General features: G+C 67.8%; 12 protein-coding genes. 9 read left to right on the top strand and 3 right to left on the bottom strand.

Annotated features, from left to right (window positions below; genetic code table 11):
* Positions 1-291 precede the first annotated feature (291 nt).
* From NQZ70_RS39475 to NQZ70_RS39435, 9 genes are all read left to right on the top strand, one after another.
* Positions 292-7,548 (top strand): SpvB/TcaC N-terminal domain-containing protein, encoded by a 7,257-nt coding sequence (locus NQZ70_RS39475; protein WP_129578833.1) that lies wholly within the window; start codon positions 292-294, stop codon positions 7,546-7,548.
* Between the two features lie 9 nt (positions 7,549-7,557).
* Complete coding sequence (locus NQZ70_RS39470; RefSeq protein ID WP_207217601.1) at positions 7,558-7,821, top strand: hypothetical protein; 264 nt, start codon at positions 7,558-7,560, stop codon at positions 7,819-7,821.
* A 61-nt stretch (positions 7,822-7,882) separates the two neighbouring features.
* On the top strand, positions 7,883-9,067 hold the full coding sequence (locus NQZ70_RS39465) for a hypothetical protein (RefSeq protein WP_129578831.1): 1,185 nt from the start codon (positions 7,883-7,885) through the stop codon (positions 9,065-9,067).
* A 21-nt stretch (positions 9,068-9,088) separates the two neighbouring features.
* The gene (locus NQZ70_RS39460) at positions 9,089-9,607 is read left to right on the top strand and encodes a hypothetical protein (protein WP_129578830.1); all 519 of its coding nucleotides are present in this window, start codon (positions 9,089-9,091) and stop codon (positions 9,605-9,607) included.
* A gap of 468 nt (positions 9,608-10,075) precedes the next feature.
* Complete coding sequence (locus tag NQZ70_RS39455; RefSeq protein ID WP_237244458.1) at positions 10,076-12,886, top strand: RHS repeat domain-containing protein; 2,811 nt, start codon at positions 10,076-10,078, stop codon at positions 12,884-12,886.
* The gene (locus tag NQZ70_RS39450; RefSeq protein ID WP_129578829.1) at positions 12,883-13,272 is read left to right on the top strand and encodes a hypothetical protein; all 390 of its coding nucleotides are present in this window, start codon (positions 12,883-12,885) and stop codon (positions 13,270-13,272) included. Before NQZ70_RS39455 ends, NQZ70_RS39450 begins: the two co-directional genes overlap by 4 nt.
* Positions 13,273-13,647: 375 nt before the next feature.
* On the top strand, positions 13,648-13,962 hold the full coding sequence (locus tag NQZ70_RS39445; protein WP_129578828.1) for a hypothetical protein: 315 nt from the start codon (positions 13,648-13,650) through the stop codon (positions 13,960-13,962).
* Positions 13,963-14,288: 326 nt separating this feature from the next.
* On the top strand, positions 14,289-14,648 hold the full coding sequence (locus tag NQZ70_RS39440) for a hypothetical protein (RefSeq protein WP_207217600.1): 360 nt from the start codon (positions 14,289-14,291) through the stop codon (positions 14,646-14,648).
* A complete protein-coding gene (locus NQZ70_RS39435) occupies positions 14,645-15,049 on the top strand; it encodes a hypothetical protein (protein WP_129578826.1) in 405 nt (134 codons plus the stop codon). Before NQZ70_RS39440 ends, NQZ70_RS39435 begins: the two co-directional genes overlap by 4 nt.
* 51 nt (positions 15,050-15,100) lie before the next feature.
* Here NQZ70_RS39435 and NQZ70_RS39430 read toward each other — a convergent pair whose 3' ends face one another.
* From NQZ70_RS39430 to NQZ70_RS39420, 3 genes are all read right to left on the bottom strand, one after another.
* On the bottom strand, positions 15,101-15,820 hold the full coding sequence (locus tag NQZ70_RS39430; protein ID WP_272826485.1) for a glutaredoxin domain-containing protein: 720 nt from the start codon (positions 15,818-15,820) through the stop codon (positions 15,101-15,103).
* A 103-nt stretch (positions 15,821-15,923) separates the two neighbouring features.
* The gene (locus NQZ70_RS39425; RefSeq protein ID WP_129578825.1) at positions 15,924-18,053 is read right to left on the bottom strand and encodes an ABC-F family ATP-binding cassette domain-containing protein; all 2,130 of its coding nucleotides are present in this window, start codon (positions 18,051-18,053) and stop codon (positions 15,924-15,926) included.
* A gap of 183 nt (positions 18,054-18,236) precedes the next feature.
* Complete coding sequence (locus tag NQZ70_RS39420) at positions 18,237-18,863, bottom strand: glutathione S-transferase family protein (protein WP_129578824.1); 627 nt, start codon at positions 18,861-18,863, stop codon at positions 18,237-18,239.
* Between the last annotated feature and the right edge of the window lie 653 nt (positions 18,864-19,516).

The raw sequence follows: 19,516 nt of genomic DNA, 5'->3' as shown, positions 1-19,516 counted from the left end.
ATATGTCGGACGACGTCAATCTTCCTCAGGGCGCGGGCAAACTCCTCGCCACCCACGAGATCCTCGGCGTGGTGATCGTGAACGTGTTCTACAAGTAGCGCTGCGCGCCGAGGGATCGCGCCCTCGTCCCGGGGGGGACCGGGCGACGAGGACAGGGCCGTGGAGAATTCGAACCGTCCGTGAGCGGCGCTGGCCCGGCCCCGCTCACGGATTCGGCGGCCGACGCCGTGGTGCCGGAGCGAGGCGCTCCGGGCGCGTGGGCCGCCCCTTGCCATGGGAAGAGGGAGACGGATGAACGCTCGTGAGCCCAAGAAGGAAACCACCGCTGCGCAGGCAGCATCACCGGCCGCGCCGGACGCCGGAGCGCGCGGCAAGAGCCGAGATCCCGCGTCCGCCGCCCGGGCGGGGTCCGGTAAAGACACCGAGGCTCCGAAGGGCCTCCCCGGCGCCCCCAAGGCGCCGGAGCTGCCCGCGCCCGCGCTGCCGAAGGGCGGCGGCGCGATCCGCGGGGTGGATGAGAAATTCTCCGCGAACCCGGTGACGGGCACGGGGTCGTTCTCGATCCCGCTGCCGCTGAGCCCCGGCCGCGCCGGGTTCGGGCCAGCGATGGCGGTGACGTACGACTCCGGGGCTGGCAACGGCCCGTTCGGCGCCGGTTGGCAGCTGTCGATCCCGCGCATCGCGCGGAAGACCGACAAGGGCCTTCCGCGTTACGACGACGCTCATGAGAGCGACGTGTTCGTCCTGTCCGGCGCGGAGGATCTCGTGCCCGCGCGGTCGCTCGACGGCGCCGAGCTCGACCGGTACGAGACGGAGGACGAGCGGGTGATCCGCTACCGTCCCCGCGTCGAGGGCGCGTTCGCGCGGATCGAGCGCCGCGAGGTGAAGGCGAGCGGGAACGTGTACTGGACGGCGACGACGCCGGACAACGTCACGAGCGTCTACGGGCGGAGCCCGGAGGCGAGGATCGCCGACCCGGCCAGGCCGGAGCGCATCTTCTCGTGGCTGCTGGAGGAGACCCGGGACGACAAGGGCAATGTCGTTGCCTACGCGTACAAGGCGGAGGACCTGACCGGCGTTGCGCGCGACGAGGCGGCGGAGGGCCACCGCCACGCGGGCCGCGCGGCGGTCGCGAACCGCTATCTCAAGCGCGTCCGCTACGGGAACACCGTGCCGGGCGACGCGGAGAGCAGCCTGTTCGAGGTCGTCTTCGATTATGGCGAGCACGACGCCGAGGCGCCCACGCCCGAGGAGAGCGCTTCGTGGCCGGTCCGCCAGGACCCGTTCTCGGTGTACCGCGCCGGCTTCGAGATCCGCACGTACCGGCTCTGCCGTCGCGTGCTCATGTTTCACCGGATGTCCGAGCTCGGCGAGACCCCGTGCCTCGTCCGGTCGCTCGACCTCACGTACGCGGAGAACGCTACCCTGACGCGGCTCGCCACCGCGACGCAGGCCGGCTATGTCCGCGATCCGCAGACCCAGGCGTACAGCCGCGAGGCGCTCCCGCCGATCGCGCTGGCGTACAGCGAGCCGGTGATTCACCGCGAGGTGAAGTCGCTCGACCCCGAGAGTCTGCGCGGCCTGCCCAGCGGCACGATGGGGGCTGGGCGGCGGTGGGTCGATCTCGACGGAGAGGCGCTGCCCGGCGTGCTGATCGAGGAGGGCGAGGCGCTGTATTACAAGCAGAACCTCGGCGGGGGCGTCCTGTCCCCGGCGCGGCCGCTGCCGTCGCGGCCGGCGGTCCTGAACGGCGGGCAGCTGCTCGACGTCGACGGGGACGGGCGCAAGGAGATGGTGGTGTTCGAGCGGCCGGTGGCGGGCTACTTCGACCGCACGGACGCTGGCTGGGCGCCATTTCGCCCGTTCGCGTCGCAGCCGAACGTCGACTGGAGCGATCCGAACGTCCGTCTCATCGATCTGAACGGCGACGGGCACGAGGACATCCTGATCACGGGGCCTGACACGTTCACATGGTATCCGTCGCTCGCCAAGGGCGGCTTCGACCGGCCGATCACGATCGCGCGGCCGAGCGACGAGGAGCGCGGGCCATCGCTCGTCTTCGCCGACGCAGCGCAGAGCATCTTCCTGGCCGACATGAGCGGCGACGGGCTGGTCGACCTCGTGCGGATCCGGAACGGCAACGTGTGTTACTGGCCCAACCTCGGTCATTGCCGCTTCGGGGCCAAGGTGCAGATGGGCGGCAGCATGCGGTTCGACCATGAGGGCCGCTTCGACCCGAAGCGCATCCGGCTCGCGGACGTGGACGGCTCGGGGACGACCGACATCGTTTACCTGCACCCGGACGGCGTGCGCTTCTATGCGAACAACGCCGGTAACACGCTGGCCGCGCCGGTGATCCTGCCGCGGCTGCCGGACGTGAGCGAGCTCGCGGCGGTCGACGTGATCGATCTGCTCGGCTCCGGGACCGGGTGCCTCGTGTGGGCCTCGTCGCTGCCCGGAGCGCGCCCAGCGGTGCGCTACATCGATCTGCTCGGGAGCAAGAAGCCGCATCTGTTGACGTCGGTCGCCAACAACCTCGGCAGAACCACGACGGTGACGTATGCGCCGTCGACGAAGTTCTACCTCGCCGACCGGGCGGCAGGCCGGCCGTGGGTGACGCGGCTGCCGTTCGTGGTGCACGTCATCGAGCGCGTCGAGGTGTTCGACGCGGTCTCGCGGCATCGCTTCGTGACGACGTATGCTTACCACCACGGCGACTACGACGGGGTGGAGCGGGAGATGCGCGGCTTCGGCATGGTGGAGCAGCGGGACACGGAGTCGTTCTCGGCGTTCAGCGGGACGGGCTTCGCGCCGCCCGCGGCGAACGCCGATCCCGAGCTGCACCTGCCGCCGGTGCTGACGAAAACGTGGTTCCATACCGGCGCCTGGATCGAGGGGTCGAAGATCTCGGCGCAGTATGAGAGCGAGTATTACGCCGGCGACGCAGGGGCGGTTCGCCTGGAGGATACGGTGCTTCCCGAGGGGCTCAGCGCCGTGGAGATGCGCGAGGCGTGCCGGGCGCTCAAGGGGCGGCCCCTCCGCCAGGAGGTCTATGCGCTCGACGGCTCGGCGGACGAGCCGCGTCCGTACGTCGTCACGGAGAGCAGCTACGGGATCCGGCGGCTCCAGCCCCTGGTGGGCCGTGCGCATGCCGTGTTCTTCGCCCATCCACGCGAGGCGCTGGAGTACCATTACGAGCGCAACGAGAGCGATCCGCGCGTCGCGCACGCGCTCACGCTGGAGGTCGACAACCACGGCGCGGTCAAGCGGACGGCGCAGATCGGGTATCGCCGGCGGGCGGCGTGGGCGGAGTTCCCCGAGCAGGAGCAGGGGAAGGCGGCGCTGACGGAGCACGACGTGGTGCACCTGGTCCCCGATGAGGAGGGTGCTTATCGGATCGGGGTCCCGACCGGGAGCCGGACCTACGAGCTGCACGGCCTGCCGCTCGGCGAGGAGGGGGTGCTCGCGTTCCAGGACGTCCTCGACGCGGCAGATGGCGCGGCGGACCTCGCTTACGACGGGACGCCGAGCGGGGGCTTCGAGAAGCGCCTGTTGCAGCACACGCGCACGAGGTACTGGAGCGACGATCTCATGGATCCGCTGCCGTTCGGCGAGATCGGAAGCAGGGCGCTGCCGTATGAGAGCTACGCCAAGATCCTCACGCCCTCGCTGATTACATCCGTGTTCGGAGCCAGCGTCACGAGCGGCGTGCTCGCGGAGGGCGGCTATCTGCAGCTCTCGGGCGATCCGGACTACTGGGTGTCCTCGGGGCGGGCGGTGCCCTCGGCGGCCCACTTCTACCAGCCGACGGCGTTCGTCGATCCATTCGGCAACACGTCGCAGGTCGTCTACGACGACCCGTATCGGCTGCTCGTGACCCAGGTGACGGACCCGCTGAGCAACGTCGTGGACGCCGTCCCCGATTACCGCGTCCTCGCCCCGAGGAAGCTCACGGACGCGAACGGCAACGTGAGCGAGGTGCGCTTCGACGCGCTGGGCAGGGTCACGCTCTTGGCGGTCATGGGCAAGCCGGGGGCCGGCGAGGGCGACACGCCCGAGGATCCGACGGTCACGTTCACCTACGACATTGAGCGATTCCAGAGCACCGGCAAGCCGAACGTGGTGCACACGCGCGTCCGCGAGCAGCACGGTGCTGGCAATACGCGCTGGCTGGACACGTATACGTACTCCGACGGCTCCGGCAACGAGGTGCTGCGCAAGGTGAATGCGGAGCCGGGGCTGGCGCCCGAGCGCGACGGGACCGGCGCGCTGGTGCACGACGCGCAGGGCGACCTGGTCTTTTCGCACGCGACGTCGCGCTGGGTCGGCACCGGGCGCACGGTGCTGGACAACAAGGGCAATCCGGTCAAGCAGTACGAGCCGTTCTTCAGCGCGACGTACGAGTACGAGGACGAAGTGGAGCTCGTGGAGTGGGGGGTCACGCCGATCCTGCGGTACGATCCGCTCGGCCGGCTCATCCGGACCGACTTGCCGAACGGGACGTTCTCACGGGTGGTGTTCGACGCGTGGAAGCAGACGTCGCACGATCCGAACGACACGGTGCTGGAGAGCGCGTGGTACGCGGCGCGCCAGGCGCTGGCTGCGGGCGACCCGGAGCGGCGGGCGGCGAACCTCGCGGCGGCGCACGCCGGGACGCCGGCGGTGAGCCTCCTGGACGCGCTGGGGCGGGTGTTCCGCGTCGTGGCGGACAATGGGGCTGAAGGGCAGTACGTCACGCAGAGCACGCTGGATATCGAGGGTCAGCCGCTCGCGATCACCGACGCGCGCGGCAATGTGGCGATGCAGCATCGGTTCGGGCTGGGCGGGCAGCTGCTGTATCAGAACAGCAACGACGGCGGGGAGCGGCGGATGCTGGCGGGCGCGACCGGACAGCGGCTGCGGGCGTGGAACGGGCGAGGGTTCGCCTACCGCTCATCGTACGATGGCCTGCGCCGGCCGACGCACGAGCACGTGCAGCTGGGCTCGGGCAGCGAGCGGGCGGCGCGCCGTTACGTCTATGGCGAAGCGCATCCGCAGGCGACGTCGCTGAACCTGCGCGGTCGGCCGTACCAGGTGTATGATGGCGCGGGTGTGGTGACGAGCCAGGCGTACGACTTCAAGGGCAACGTGCTCGAGGCCTCGCGGCGGCTGCGCAGCGATGTGCACGCGGACGCCGACTGGTCGGTGCTAGCGGGGCTGACGGATGTGTCCGCCATCGCGACGGCGGCCGAGCCGCTGCTGGAGACGGAGAGCTTCGGGACGCAGACGGCGTACGACGCGCTGAACCGGCCGACGAGCGTGACGGCGCCGGACGCGAGCGAGGTGAAGCCGACGTACAACGAGGCGGGGCTGCTGGAGCGGGTGCAGGCGCGGATTCGCGGCGCGGTGGCGTGGACGACGTTCGTGGACGACATCGACTACGATGCGAAGGGACAGCGCGAGCGGATCGAGTACGGCAACGGCACCTTCACGGCGTACACGTATGATCCGCTGACGTACCGGCTCACGCGTCTGAAGACGACGCGGAGCTCGGACAGCGCGGTGCTGCAGAACCTGAGGTACGTGTACGACCCGGTCGGGAACATCGTGGAGATCGGGGACAGCGCGCAGCAGACGGTGTTCTTCAACAACGATGTGGTGTCACCGAGCGCGCAGTACGTGTACGACGCGGTCTACCGGCTGATCGAGGCGACGGGCCGGGAGCACGCGGGCGGGCTGTCGGACGCGCCGCGTGACCAGAACGACCTTCCGATCCAGTCGCTGCCGCATCCGAACGACGCGCAGGCGCTGAGGAACTACACGGAGCAGTACGTCTATGACGCAGTGGGCAACCTGCTGAGGATGGTGCACCAGTGGGTGCACCAGGCCGGGCTGGGGAGCTGGACGCGGTGGTATGCGTACGAGACGGCGAACAACCGGCTGACGAGCACGACCGGGGACCCGGAGCACGGGCCGTTCCGCACCTATGCGCATGACGCGCACGGCAACATGACGTCGATGCCGCACATCATGGCGCTGACCTGGGACGAGAACGACCAGGTGCGGAGCACGGATCTCGGCGGCGGCGGCGATGTCTATTATGACTACGATGCTGCGGGGCAGCGCGTGCGCAAGGTGTGGGAGCACAGCGGGCTGGTGGAGGAGCGCATCTACCTCGGCGGCTACGAGGTGTACCGGAGGCGCAACAGCTCGGGGCTGGAGCTGGAGCGGCAGACGCTGCACGTGATGGACGGCGCGCGGCGGGTGGCGATGGTGGAGACAAAGACGGTGGACACCTCGGGGCCGTTCACGGTGACGCCGCGGGTGCGCTACCAGCTCGACAACCACCTCGGGTCGGCGTCGCTGGAGGTCGACGGGGCGGGGCTGGTGATCGGGTACGAGGAGTATCATCCCTACGGGACGACGGCGTACTGGTCGGCCAGCAGCGCGGCGGAGGTGAGCAAGAAACGGTATCGGTACACAGGGAAGGAGAAGGACGAGGAGACGGGACTGTACTACCACGGGGCGAGGTACTACGCGCCGTGGCTCGGCAGGTGGACGAGCGCGGACCCTAAGTGGGGAGACGGTGCCAGTCTTTACAGGTATGGCCAGTGCGCCCCAATCAACTGGGTCGACCCCTCCGGAGCCGATGACGAAGCATGGTACAACGTTACCCTTGGCGCTGTCGCAAGGCACGTTCTCGTACCGTTGGTCGAGGCTTTCGCTGGGGGAAGCGCCGCCAGTGCACCAACCAATGTAGATGAGGCAGCGGCAGCGCCGAAGAGTCAGGGCTACGGAGAGCAGGCGGCCAATGTCGCAATTATTGTTGGAGGCGGGCGGCTAATCAGAGGGGCGGGGGGCGCGATTGTTCGCGAGGTCGCAGGCCCTGCCCCAGGGCTTATCCCCCGTACGGTGGCGGGCGGCTTGGAGGGGGGGGCAACGGCAGTCGTCGCCAAGGCGTCCAGCGACGTAACCTCCGGGAAGAGTGGTTCCGCGGGGGAGTACGCCGAAGCAGCGGCCACTGGCTTTACCATCGGCGCCGGAGGACAGCTCATCGGCAGCGCCGTTCGGGCTGGAACAGGCGCGGTAAAACAGCGGATTGGTGAAAAATCGACATCCCCAATACCTGAGCGTCCCACGGGTGCAAGTGGTCCGAAAGTGGAGAAAGGTACCCATAGCGAGCGCCCCTATGAGCCGGAAAAGGCTGGAGGCCCAGTTCGAGAGCTCAGCTATCAAAATGTTAAAATAACATCCAAAGGAATAGCGGCTGTCGAGGCTCATCTCGAACGGTTCGGGCCTGATGCAACAAGAGAAGCTGCGATGGTGCAGCGATTGAAGGACATCTTGGGGAAGAAGATTGAGCCTACGGGGGCGGATTTGCGATTCTATACACACGAACTCCGAGAATCCGTTCGCTACCGGAATCTGGGGCAGCGAACTGGACAGCCTGCCAATGCCGATGCAGCATACGATCTTTGGAACAATGCGCATACGGCGACATTGGAGGATTATGGACTCAAGGAAGGCAAGGGAGTTCTATTTCACCCGACGGTTGAACAAAAGAAATAGGAGGCAATCGTGTCCGAACTGAGCGCTCTGGAAGCAGCACTGCTTCAGATTGTCAATGAAGGGAGGGGAGAGTATAGCTGGTACGCTATCGTTTCCCATTTGTCGGACATGGATGTGCCGCGGGATCCTGATGCCATGGTAGCCTTGAAGGAGCTCGCTCGGTGCGGGCTGCTTCGTCGGCATGTGAACCCCGGATCTCCACAGGACAAATGGGAAATTACAAGCATTGGCCTGGAGGCGCTTCAGCGACGTCTCGCCGATGAAGATAAATAGCACTACTGCGTCAGGGCGGCGCGGACACGGACAAATGCGCGCTGCGGCGTGACGGCGGGCGGTGGCACGCAGGGCAACTGGGTATCCGCTCGGCGCCTGGGACAGCCTGAAGCAGGGCCTGCTCGCCGGCGAGCGGCTCCAGCACGACCTCCGCCGCCTGGAGACCGCGTTCCTGGAGCAGACGCCGCGCGAGGCCGAGCTCGTCAAGCACGTCTCGCTGGCCGAGGTGGCGCCCGAGCAGCTCATGCAGTTCCGGGAGACCGGGACCTGCGATGTGGAGTTGAAGGAGGAGCTGTTCGATCTCGACTACCCGGGCCACTACTTCCGGCGCATCAAGTCGGTCGCCATCACGATCCCGACGGTGAGCGGCCCGTACGCGGGCGTCAGCTGCACGCTCATGCTGAGCAACACGAATGTGCGCAGCAAGGCGCAGGTGAGCAACTCCTCCTATACGGACCCGACGAACTTCCGGACGGATCTCGTGCCGGTCACCACCGTGATCGCGACGAGCGGAGGGGCCAACGACGCGGGCCTGTTCGAGCCGAACCTGCACGACGAGCGGTATCTCCCGTTCGAGGGCGCGGGCGTCCTCAGCACCTACAAGGTCGAGCTCCCTGCGGCGAACAACCGCTTCGACATCGGGGCGATGAGCGACGTGATCCTGCACATCCGGTACACGGCGCGCCAGGAAGGCAGCCTCGCGGGCGCGGCGACGGCGCATTACCACGCCGGCCCGCCGGTGAGGCGCCGGCTCTTCAGCCTGCGGTCCGAGCTGCCGGTCGAGTGGGCCCGGTTCATGATGGTGCCGTCGAGCAACGACGTGTCCCAGCAGCTCTCCATCCCGCTCACGCCGGAGATGTTCCCGTACGCCCCCGTGACGAAGAAGATTGCGCTGACGAGCTACACGCTCTATGCGCGGTGGAACGGGAAGAAGCATTATTCGGCCGGGGGCGAGCTCGCGGTCACGATGGCGCGGCCAGGCGTCGCGTTGGAGGACTCACGCACGCTCAACCCATACCCGCTGGACAGCGTCGGCGGCTGCAGCACGGGGGCCAGCGACAAGGTAGATTTGCCCCAAAACGAGAGGGATCTCGGCACCTGGACGCTCAGCGTGAGCCCCACCGCGGTCAGCCAGATCGATGACGAGCTCAGGACGGGCAGCCGGCTCGACGACACGCTCCAGGACATTTACCTGCCCTGCGAGTACGGTTTGGTCGACGCGATCGAGGTCGGGGATGGGTCATGATTAATCCGTAGGCGGTGTGTGATGTCTGTAGAATTTCAGGTAAGAATCAACGAGCCCATCGTTATTGGTCAGTGTGCGGAGGAGTCGTCGAAGGTTCTAACAAGGCTTCTTGGGGACGTACGTGTACCTATCAATGTTGAGCTGTGCGAACTGGAGAATGGTCTGAGTCCTCAAGCGGTCGTTAAGCGCGGTGTTTCAAGTCAGTCGTTCTCTATTTCTGCAGGAGAAGATGCGCTTGTTGACGTTGACGTATATGATTTTGAGAATCCGGACTTTCGGGAAGAGGCAGGGACGTGGCTTGTTGCTGAGGTCCGCCTTCGTACCGAATTGAGCTTTGTCCTCTCGTTGAGCTTTGCTGTTGCTGTGGCGCTCAAAACACGCTCGACGGTCCTCGATGACGCTGGTCATCTGAACCTTGGACGGCATCTCAACCCCGATGAGGTCATAGAGACACTACGCTTGCCAGTGAGCTCGACGTCGCTCGAGGCAGCGGCGTCGTGGTTCTGTAAATCTATCAGGTTTCGCTTTGGAGACGATTGATTTATCTAGGGCTGAGGCGCTCACGAGTGAGATGGTACACCTGGCCTGGATCGCCCCTTCGCTCTCCCGCCTCGATCTCGCATTCGATTTCGGCGGGGGGCCGCTTATGAGAGTCTTCGTTCTCCAGAGCAGGCTGCTCCGCGATCTTCGACGAGGGGCTCCCGGCCTGGCGAACTGGCTCCGGTCCTGCCCCTTCGGGGCATGCCAGTCGCCACCCTCATGGGTACACCCATCGCCTGGATCCTCGGGCCAAGTGGTGGGCTCAAACGACTAGGCATGGACATGCTACGAGCACGATGTGGCCGTCGAGCCCGCGGGGGTCTCCGGTAGGGGGCCGACGTAGGTTGGCCTACCGCGTTCGTCGGCTCCTGCGACCCGACGTGGGCTGCTTCTTCAGCGGAGCCGAAGGCGGAGGGCCGCCCCCTTCCACGCTCGGCTTCTGGCGCGGGGAAGTACGTCACGCAGAGCATGCTGGACATCGAGGGTCAGCCGCTCGCGATCACCGACGCGCGTGGCAACCTGGCGATGCAGCACCGGTTCGGGCTGGGCGGGCCGCTGCTGGTTCAGAACAGCAACGACGGCGGGGAGCGGCGGATGCTGGCGGGCGCGACCGGCCAGCGGCTGCGGGCGTGGAACGGGCGAGGGTTCGCCTACCGCTCGTCGTACGATGTCCTGCGTCGGCCGACGCACGAACACGTGCAGCTGGGCTCGGGCAGCGAGCGGGTGGCGCGCCGTTACGTCTATGGCGAAGCGCATCCGCAAGCGACGTCGCTGAACCTGCGCGGTCGGCCGTACCAGGTGTATGATGGCGCGGGTGTGGTGACGAGCCAGGCGTACGACTTCAAGGGCAACGTGCTGCAAGCGTCGCGGCGGCTGCGCAGCGACGTGCACGCGGACGCCGACTGGTCGGCGCTGGCGGCGCTGACGGATGTGTCCGCCATCGCGACGGCGGCCGAGCCGTTGCTGGAGACGGAGAGCTTCGGGACGCAGACGGCGTACGACGCGCTGAACCGGCCGACGAGCGTGACGGCGCCGGACGCGAGCGAGGTGAAGCCGACGTACAACGAGGCGGGGCTGCTGGAGCGGGTGGAGGCGCGGATTCGCGGCGCGGTGGCGTGGACGACGTTCGTGGACGACATCGATTACGACGCGAAGGGGCAGCGCGAGCGGATCGAGTACGGCAACGGCACCTTCACGGATTATACGTATGACCCGCTGACGTACCGGCTCACGCGCCTGAAGACGACGCGGAGCTCGGACAGCACGGTGCTGCAGAACCTGAGGTACGTGTACGACCCGGTCGGGAACATCGTGGAGATCGGGGACAGCGCGCAGCAGACGGTGTTTTTCAACAACGATGTGGTGTCGCCGAGCGCGCAGTACGAGTACGACGCGGTCTACCGACTGATCGAGGCGACGGGGCGGGAGCACGCGGGCGGGCTGTCGGACGCGCCGCGCGACCAGAACGACCTTCCGATCCAGTCGCTGCCGCACCCGAACGACCCGCAGGCGCTGAGGAACTATACGGAGCAGTACGTCTATGACGCAGTGGGCAACCTGCTGCGGATGGTGCACCAGGCGGGTACGGGGAGCTGGACGCGGTGGTATGCGTACGAGACGGCGAACAACCGGCTGATGAGCACGACCGGAGACCCGGAGCACGGGCCGTTCAGCACCTATGCGCATGACGCGCACGGCAACATGACGTCGATGCCGCACATCACGGCGCTGACCTGGGACGAGAACGACCAGGTGCGGAGCACGGATCTCGGCGGCGGCGGCGATGTCTATTATGACTACGATGCTGCGGGGCAGCGCGTGCGCAAGGTGTGGGAGCACAGCGGGCTCGTGGAGGAGCGCATCTACCTCGGCGGCTACGAGGTGTACCGGAGGCGCAACGGGTCTGGGCTTTCGCTGGAGCGGCAGACGCTGCACGTGATGGATGGCGCGCGGCGGGTGGCGATGGTGGAGACGAAGACGGTGGACACGTCGGGGCCGTTCACGGTGACGCCGCGGGTGCGCTACCAGCTCGGCAACCACCTCGGGTCGGTGTCGCTGGAGGTCGACGGAGCGGGGCTGGTGATCGGGTACGAGGAGTATCACCCGTATGGGACGACGTCGTACTGGTCGACCAGCAGCGGGGTGGAGGTTAGCCGGAAGCGGTACCGGTACACGGGCAAAGAGAAGGACGAGGAGACGGGGCTCTACTATCACGGGGCGAGGTACTATGCGCCGTGGCTCGGGAGGTGGACGGCGGCCGATCCGGCGGGGATGGTGGACGGGCCCAATCTTTATCGTTACTGCCGAAATAGCCCTTGCGTCTACTCCGACGACACCGGGGAAGAGCCAAACAACGCTCATGCTCCGCCGCCCGTTCATCTTCGTCCAAGGCTCGATGACTCATGGGAAGTCTTGACTCATGACTCCGGGGTGCGGTTTGGCCCTGGGGGTGAGCAGAGGACAGCCGAGAATTTGCGCGCCATGGGCATGCCTGGGCTGGCAGAGGTCGCCGAGAGCGGCGGCTGCGCGTGGTGCCACCTTACGAAGGACTCACGCACTCTCGCAGAGGCGGATGCGAAGATCGATCCCCAGCACTACAGGGATATGTCGACGCTCGTGGGAGTTTCATCTGTAGTGCTGTCCACCGCTTTGGCGATGTATCAGCGCCGCGTCGACGCTCCCCAGGCCGTACCGAAGGCGCCGGAGCCGGCCAAACCGCCGGCTCCAGCGCCTTCGGCTGCCAAGCCGCCTCCCGCGCCGTCGGCGCCCTACTTTCCTCCTCCGGACACGCCAGCGCCGCCTCCCAAATTCCCTCTGCCTACCACGAATCCTGATGTTTCTAAGCCCGCACGCGTTAGCCCTCCGGTCGTAGTTTCGCGCCCGACTGTGCCGGCGCCGGCCGACGCTCCCGTGAAGACGCCGCCCGCGACGAAGACCGCAACGAGCGGAAGAAACCTCTACCGAGGAGTCCCGGGGCAAAAGGGTCCGAAGGCTCAACTCGCCAGGCAAGGGATCGTCAAGCCAAGAGGTACTGCGCTCGACGAGGAGTCACTGAGGAAGCACGTTCTCAACGAGGATGTTAATGCGGGCGTAACTTCATGGACTCCGGATAGAACCGTCGCGAGGCAGTTTTCTGGAGAATCGGGAACGATTGTTGAAATAGAGCGGGCACAAGTGCAGGACAGAATTGTTCCGCGACCGAACGTTGGCGGGAAATACTCACACGAGTCTGAAGTCCTCCTCAAAGGGCGGATACAAGGAAGGCCAACCAAGCCATGAGCGACAGGAAAATCGAGTGGGCGCTGGTGCAGATGATCGTATCGAGGACGCCCGTGCTTCCTGATTGGGTACGGGAATGTGCAAAGATTGGTTATGAGGCAATTGTTTCATTGCCAGTTGTGGACGATGTCGAGGCGGGAGAGTTGGCCAGGCCAGGTCTCGAGCTGCGAAGTGTGTCGTCCGATTACTTGGAGTTTCTGCGCGAACAGATTGACTTGAACGCCAGGGGAGAGGAATGGACCGCTATTCTGCAACGACGGCTGAAGGCTCTGGAGCCGTTTGAGGGGCAGCCAGTGCTCACGGTGATGTTTCATCGCAAGCCCGAGAGCTTGACTCTTCGCATCGATCCTCGATCTGAGACCATTCTCGGATATGAGGAATATTGAGCGATTCGTGCCAGGGCGAGCCCTGCCGGAGCGAACCCTACCGCGGCTCGTTTCGCGCGCCGACGGCGCCTGGGGCGTGCGCCGTTGCGTCGAGCACGTCGGCGTCCTCGATGAGGCGGAAGTGCAGGTGGCGTCGGCCGCCCAGAGTTCCCCCTCCTTCGCGAGGCACCAGAGGGCGCGGAGGGCTGCACCGGCCGGTCATGGCAGCCCGGCGCGCGCACCAGCGCTACACGCCGAGTAAAGAATCCGCACCAAGTGCATACGCCATTTGAAGGCGCAGAAGCCAGCGGGGCTGGTGGGTGCCTATCGCCGGGCCCGCGCGCCATCGATCCGCCCAGGTGCGCTAATGTTGAGCGCCGCCGTCGAGCGATGCCGATGCGCCAGTTGAGCACCAGCAAGCGTGGCGAAGAGAAAGCAATGAACATGATCGATTTAGATGAGGTCGCTCGACGGATCGAATCGCTGATCGGAACGGGGCTTCCATCGATCGTTTCAGACGCAATGGGTGATGCGCTCGACACTCTTCAGTGGACAGGGATTCCAATAGGCGTCGAGGATGATGGTGCCATGGCGAACCTGCTTGGACTCGCTTCACTGGCACCGGACACCGAGCTGGTCGTGGTTGCAGATCCGTGCACCATGAGGGTGTATACGCTACGGCGCAGCTTCGTGCTCTCTGACCTGTCGTGATTCATGGCCCGGCGGCATCCTGGGACCAGGGAGTATGCCCAGCCCAACGATAAAGGACTGCGGGGCGGCGCCGAAGTCCGATAGAAATGCGATCGAGCGCATTCGTGGTTCAGAAAATAACATCGTGGATACGGTTGGATGAGCGTAATGACTAATCAGCGTAGGATTGCCGAGGTGCAAGGAGAGGGCGGCGTTCGCCTGCGACCTCGCGCGAGGCGGAGAGGTGGTTCGTGAACTGTCCGAAATGTGGCTCCTACGACGCGTTCGACTCTTTGTCCGGACAAACTGCTATCGAGGAGTGGCGATGCCCTGTGTGCGGCGTCGTGATGCACGTCCGCATCATACCCGTCGTGCCCGACGTCCATCGCAGCTGGGAGCTCGTGGATCTGGTCCTTTGGTGGAGCCAGGTGCCCCCGCCGGCCAAGGAGGTCGTGGCGCTCAGGAGGCACTTCGACGACTTCGCCGGCGTTCCGGTCGATGAGCTCTGGCGGCGTCTGGCGAGCGGTGAGCGCAGGCTCGTGATCGGCAGGTTCTTCGAGGGCGAAGCGGTCCGGATGCTGGACAGCACCAGAGAGAGCGGGGCGCCGCCGCCGCCGGCGGAGGTGCCGCCCTCCCTGCCGGTGCACGCGGCGGCCGACGTGTTCTCCTTCGTGATGGAGCTGGAAACCTCGAGGTGCCTGCGATGAACGCGGAGGAATGGATCCGTGTCAAGGTGAGTCGCGCGTTTCGCGCGAGCGTCGATGCTGGCATCGGGAGGTGGTCGAGCGAGGGCGATGAAGCCGATCCGGAGTGGGGCCAGGTCCTCTACAAATACTCCGATCACCGCATGTCGCTCGCCCTCTTCGAGGAGGGGTGCGAGCGGCTGGGCGACGATCGATCCGAGCGTCTCGCGTATGCCGAGATCCAGGATGTCGTGCCCCTGCTTCTCACGGAGCTCGTTCGTGTCCGCGATCTCGACGCGATCGTAGGGATCGGCGTCAGGCTGCGGACGCGAACGGCTGTCATCGACGTGCCGCTCAAGGTGTATTCGACGCTGTGCCCCACGCTGAAGCACATCGCAGATTATTTCACTCTCCGTGCCCGGTGAAGGGGACGATCTGCGCGAGGGTCTCGGCGCGCCGCGCGCGCGCCCGCCGCCTCAGAGCGTCGTCCCGCGCGCCGCCCGCGCGAGCGCCTGGTCGAGCGCGTGCGGGCTGTACCCCACGAGGATCTGCCCCCGCACGTCGATGATCGGGATGCTGCCCCCGCGCTGGTGGCTCTTCGCGAGCTTGTCCTGCATCTCGGCGGCCGCCGCCGGGTCTTCCTCGATATCCTTCACGATGGCAGCGACACCCTTCGCGCGCAGGTAGTCCGCGGCCTGGTGGCACGGCTTGCACCACGAGGCGCCGTAGATGATCACCGTCACGCCGGCGAGCTGGCCCGGCGCCGCCGGCGCCCCCGCGCCCGCAGAGCCGCCGGGCCCAGGGGCCGCCGCGGGCGGGGGCGCCGTCTTCGCGAGGTGCTCGGCGCGCCGCTTCTCCAGCAGCGACTCCCACTCCCGCCGCGGCATCGTCCGGACCGCGTACGTGCCGTCCGGGCGCTTCTGCGTCAGATCCGCGACGTAGAACACGTCGCGCGTGCCCTCGGTCCGGTCCGAGAGCATGGCGCGCACCATCGCGCGGCCCTCGGCCGGCACGTCGGCCGGGCGGAGCTCGACGTGCGTGTCGCCCTTCTCGTCGATCCACGTGAGCATCAGGTTCGCCGTGTCGTCGCGCAGATCGAGCGGCGGCAGCTCGGCGGGGGCCTGCGCCGGGGCGGTGCCGTCGTCGCGCGGCTCCTTGCACGCCGGCGCGAGCGCCGCCGCGGCGAGCGCGAGCACGACCGCCGCGCGCCGGGCGCCCGCCGCCGACGCGCCGCCCGCGCCCCGCGCGCCGCCCGCGCCCGCGCGCCGCCCGCGCCCCGCGCGCCCCGCCCCCCGCCCGTCACGCCCCGCCCCCCGCGGTCGCCGACGCGCCGAGCTCCTCGCTCAGCGCCATCCACTCCGTCATCGCCGCGTCGACGCGCTTCGCGAGCGCCTGCTCCTCGCGCGCCTTTTCGGCCAGCTTCGCCCAGTCGCCGCCGGGGTCCTTCTTCAGCTCCTCGCGCATCTCGGCCAGCTTCGCCTCGCCGGCCGCGATCTCCGCCTCGAGCTCCTTCACCCGCTTGCGCTTGCGCTCCACGGCCCGCGCCGCCGCCTTGTCGGTCTCGAACGCCCGCTTTCGCGCCGCCGCGTCCCCCGCGCCCGCCTCGTCCGGAGGCGGCATCGTGGCGCCGCTCCGGCGCACCGCGCGGCCCGGCTTCGCGCCCCTGTCGGCCGCGGCGCCCCGCGCCGCCTCGTCGCGCGGCGCCGGCGCGCCCGCGGCCCTCTGCGGTGCCGGCGCGCCCGCGGCCCTCTGCGCCCCCCGGCCGCCCCCGGCCGGCCCGCGCCCGGCGTCGCGCTCGTCCGCTTCGCGCGCCGCCGCCTCGGCCGCGAGCTTCTCGAGGTTGTCGCGGTAGTCGCGGAAGCCGCCGGGGTAGACGTCCACGTGTCCCTCGCGCACCGCGACGATGCGCGTCGTCACCTGCTCCAGGAACCGCCGGTCGTGCGAGACGAGCACCACCGTGCCCTCGAAGCCGGTGAGCGCCTCCTCGAGGATCTCGGCGGCGGGGATGTCGAGGTGGTTCGTCGGCTCGTCGAGGAAGAGCAGGTTGCGCGGCTCGAGCAGGAGCTTCGCGAGCGCGAGCCGGCTCCGCTCGCCGCCCGAGAAGCCCTGGACCTTCCGGAGCGCGTCGTCGCCGTAGAAGCGGAAGCGCGAGAGGTACTGGCGGGTCGCGTCGACGTTCATGTCGGCGCGGACGCTGCGGATCTCCTCCACCGCGGTCTTCGACGGGTCGAGCGAGCCGAGGTGCTGGTCGAAGTAGCCCTGGCAGAGGTTCGTCCCGCGCCGCACCTCGCCCGCGTCGTCGGGCGCGCCCGCGCCGGCGAGCAGCTTGAGCAGCGTCGACTTGCCGGTCCCGTTCGGGCCGACGATGCCGACGCGATCGCCGCGCCGGAGGAGGAGGTCCACGCCCGAGAAGAGCGTGCGCCCGCCGCGGCCCGCGCCGAGCCCGCGCGCGTCGAGCACGATGTCCCCGCTGCGCGGCGCGGGCGCGAACCGGAACCGGACCTTCTCGGCGACCGCCCAGATGTCCTCCGGCCGATCGATGGTCTCGAGCTTCTCCAGCATCTTGCGCCGGCTCTGCGCCTGCTTCGTCTTCTGGCCGGCGATGTTGCGCCGGATGAAGTCCTCGGTCTTGGCGACGAACGCCTCCTGGCGCTCGGCGAGCTCGCGCTCCCGGGCGAGGTCTTCCTCGCGCGCGACCGCGTAGTCGCTGTACTTGAGCGGGTAGGCCCGGAAGCTGCGGTGCCCGAGCTCCATCGTGTTCGGGCAGACGGCGTCGAGGAAGGCGCGGTCGTGCGAGACGCAGAGCAGCGCGCCGGCGAGGCCCGCGAGGTGCTTTTCGAGCCAGGTGATCGTCTCGATGTCGAGGTGGTTCGTGGGCTCGTCGAGCAGGAGCAGGTCGGGCTCGATGGCGAGCACGACGCCGAGCTGCAGGCGCCCGCGCTCGCCGCCGGACAGGCTCGCGACGGGGCGATCCATGTCGGCCGGCGTGAACCCGAGGTGGGCCGCGATGATCTCGACGCGGCGCTCGAGGTCGTCGCCGCCGGCGATGTGGTAGCGATCCGTGAGGTCGCTGAGCCGGGCGAGGTCGGCCTCGCTGCCGCTGGCCGCGGCGTGCTGCGCCGCGGTGAGGGCGTGGCGCAGCTCGAGGACCTCGGAGAACCCGGAGAGGAAGGCGTCGAGCACCGTGCCCTCGGCGTGGAGCTCGTGCGACTGCCGGAAGTAAGCGACCCGGATCCCCTTGCGGATCACGACCGATCCCGTGTCGGGGGTGAGCTCGCGGGCGACGAGGCGGAGGAGCGTCGATTTGCCGGCGCCGTTCGGGGCGACGAGCGCGGCGCGCTGGCCTTGCTCCAGGGAAAAGGTGATGCCCTGGAAGAGCTTGTCGGCGCCGTAACCGAAGCTGAGGTCGGCGACCTGGAGGACCGTCATTGCGGCCGAGTTCTAGCATGGGTCGGGCGCGCGCAAGGCGCGCGGGGCGCGAGGCCCGGCGGCGCGTCGGACGACGCGCCGGATCCTGTGGAAGACCGCCGGCCCCGGCCGCGCCGGCGTCGAAGCCGCGCAGGCGTCGGGGAGGGGGCGCCTCGCCCGCCCGGCGAGCGAGGCGCCCGGGGCTCAGGTCTGGGCCATCGCCGCCTTGATGGCCGGGCGCTCCATGATGCGGTCGAGCCAGCCCTTCAGGTTCTTCTGCTCGGAGGTGTCGATCTTGGCCGCCATCAGGCCCCAGCCGAGCATGGACGCGAGGTCGATATCCACCAGGGTACAGCGCTCGCCGAGGACGTAGGGGTGGCCGGCGAGGCGCTCGTCGAGGATGCCGAGCAGGCCGCGCAGCTCGGCCAAGGCGTGCTCGGCTTGCTTCTCGTGGTGCATCTCCTTGGGGAAGTAGTCGCTCGTGTTCGCCATGTAGCGGAACAGGGCGCCGGTGAGGCTGACCTGGCCCCACACGAGCCAGCTCAGGGCCGTGAGCTGCTCGGGCGAGCCGGGCGCCGGCCACAGGCCCTTCTGCACGCCGTAGCGCTCGCCGAGGGCGATCTGGATCGCCACCGACTCGAACACCGGGGTGCCGTCGATCACGACGGTCGGCACCTTGCCATTCGGGTTGAGGGCGAGAAACTCCGGCTTCCTCTGGTCGCCGGCGCGCAGGTCGAGCCGGACCGCCTCGTAGGGGACGCCGAGCTCGGCGAGCGATACGAGGATGCGACCAGCGCTGGACTGCGGGGAGTAGTAGAACGTGATGGACATGGTGTTGGCCTCCGGCGCCCCTTGTAGTTGATCCGAGTCGCCAGAGTCACGCGCGGCATGCGACGCAACGCCAGGCTGGCTCCGATCCCGCTGCCGACACAGATGCGCGGCATTTGCCGTGTGGAGCAAGAATCCGACGGCGGTTTTGGGGCTGCCGAGGTGGGTGGTCCTCCGCGGTCCTGGCCTCCGGCGGGGAGGCCCGCCGAGTCGGGCGGCGGCCGCCGCGTGCCTGTGGGGCGCCGCTCCGGCGGCCCGGGCGCTGAAGGGGCCGCACTCGATACATCCCATTCAGCATCCCGCTCCCGAGCAGCGAGGCTGGATGACTGGATGAGGGGATGGCGCGCACATCAGCTCCTCTTGTCGGAGTCGCCCGCCATTCGCTGCAAGGTGCGGAGATGATTGACAATGGCGCGCTCGTGCTGCTCCAGTAGCTTGTAATCTGTACGTCACTGCTCGACGATAATTCGCGCTGAGGGCCAGGGCGCCCGAGGCGCCCGGAAGCGCACGACTGCCTCGCCTCCCGCCGGGAGCGCGGCGCAGGGCGCCCTCTCCGGCAAGCCCGTGAGCCCCTCCGAGGTCGCCGCGACGCGGATCGACAGCCAGAGAGATGGACTTGAGTCGATCCACCGATCCTGCACCGATCGTCGTTGAGC

The sequence above is a fragment of the Sorangium sp. So ce836 genome (assembly GCF_028553905.1).
Lineage (GTDB): Bacteria > Myxococcota_A > Polyangia > Polyangiales > Polyangiaceae > Sorangium > Sorangium cellulosum_D.
Note: the sequence above shows the minus strand (reverse complement) of the source record. Positions and strands in the feature narration are given on the sequence as shown.

Coding starts and splice junctions, on each gene's coding strand:
- NQZ70_RS39420 (WP_129578824.1), bottom strand. CDS start 18,863: ATGTCCATCACGTTCTACTACTCCCCGCAGTCCAGCGCTGGTCGCATC.
- NQZ70_RS39455 (WP_237244458.1), top strand. CDS start 10,076: ATGCTGGACATCGAGGGTCAGCCGCTCGCGATCACCGACGCGCGTGGC.
- NQZ70_RS39440 (WP_207217600.1), top strand. CDS start 14,289: ATGCACGTCCGCATCATACCCGTCGTGCCCGACGTCCATCGCAGCTGG.
- NQZ70_RS39475 (WP_129578833.1), top strand. CDS start 292: ATGAACGCTCGTGAGCCCAAGAAGGAAACCACCGCTGCGCAGGCAGCA.
- NQZ70_RS39460 (WP_129578830.1), top strand. CDS start 9,089: ATGTCTGTAGAATTTCAGGTAAGAATCAACGAGCCCATCGTTATTGGT.
- NQZ70_RS39450 (WP_129578829.1), top strand. CDS start 12,883: ATGAGCGACAGGAAAATCGAGTGGGCGCTGGTGCAGATGATCGTATCG.
- NQZ70_RS39445 (WP_129578828.1), top strand. CDS start 13,648: ATGCGCCAGTTGAGCACCAGCAAGCGTGGCGAAGAGAAAGCAATGAAC.
- NQZ70_RS39425 (WP_129578825.1), bottom strand. CDS start 18,053: ATGACGGTCCTCCAGGTCGCCGACCTCAGCTTCGGTTACGGCGCCGAC.
- NQZ70_RS39435 (WP_129578826.1), top strand. CDS start 14,645: ATGAACGCGGAGGAATGGATCCGTGTCAAGGTGAGTCGCGCGTTTCGC.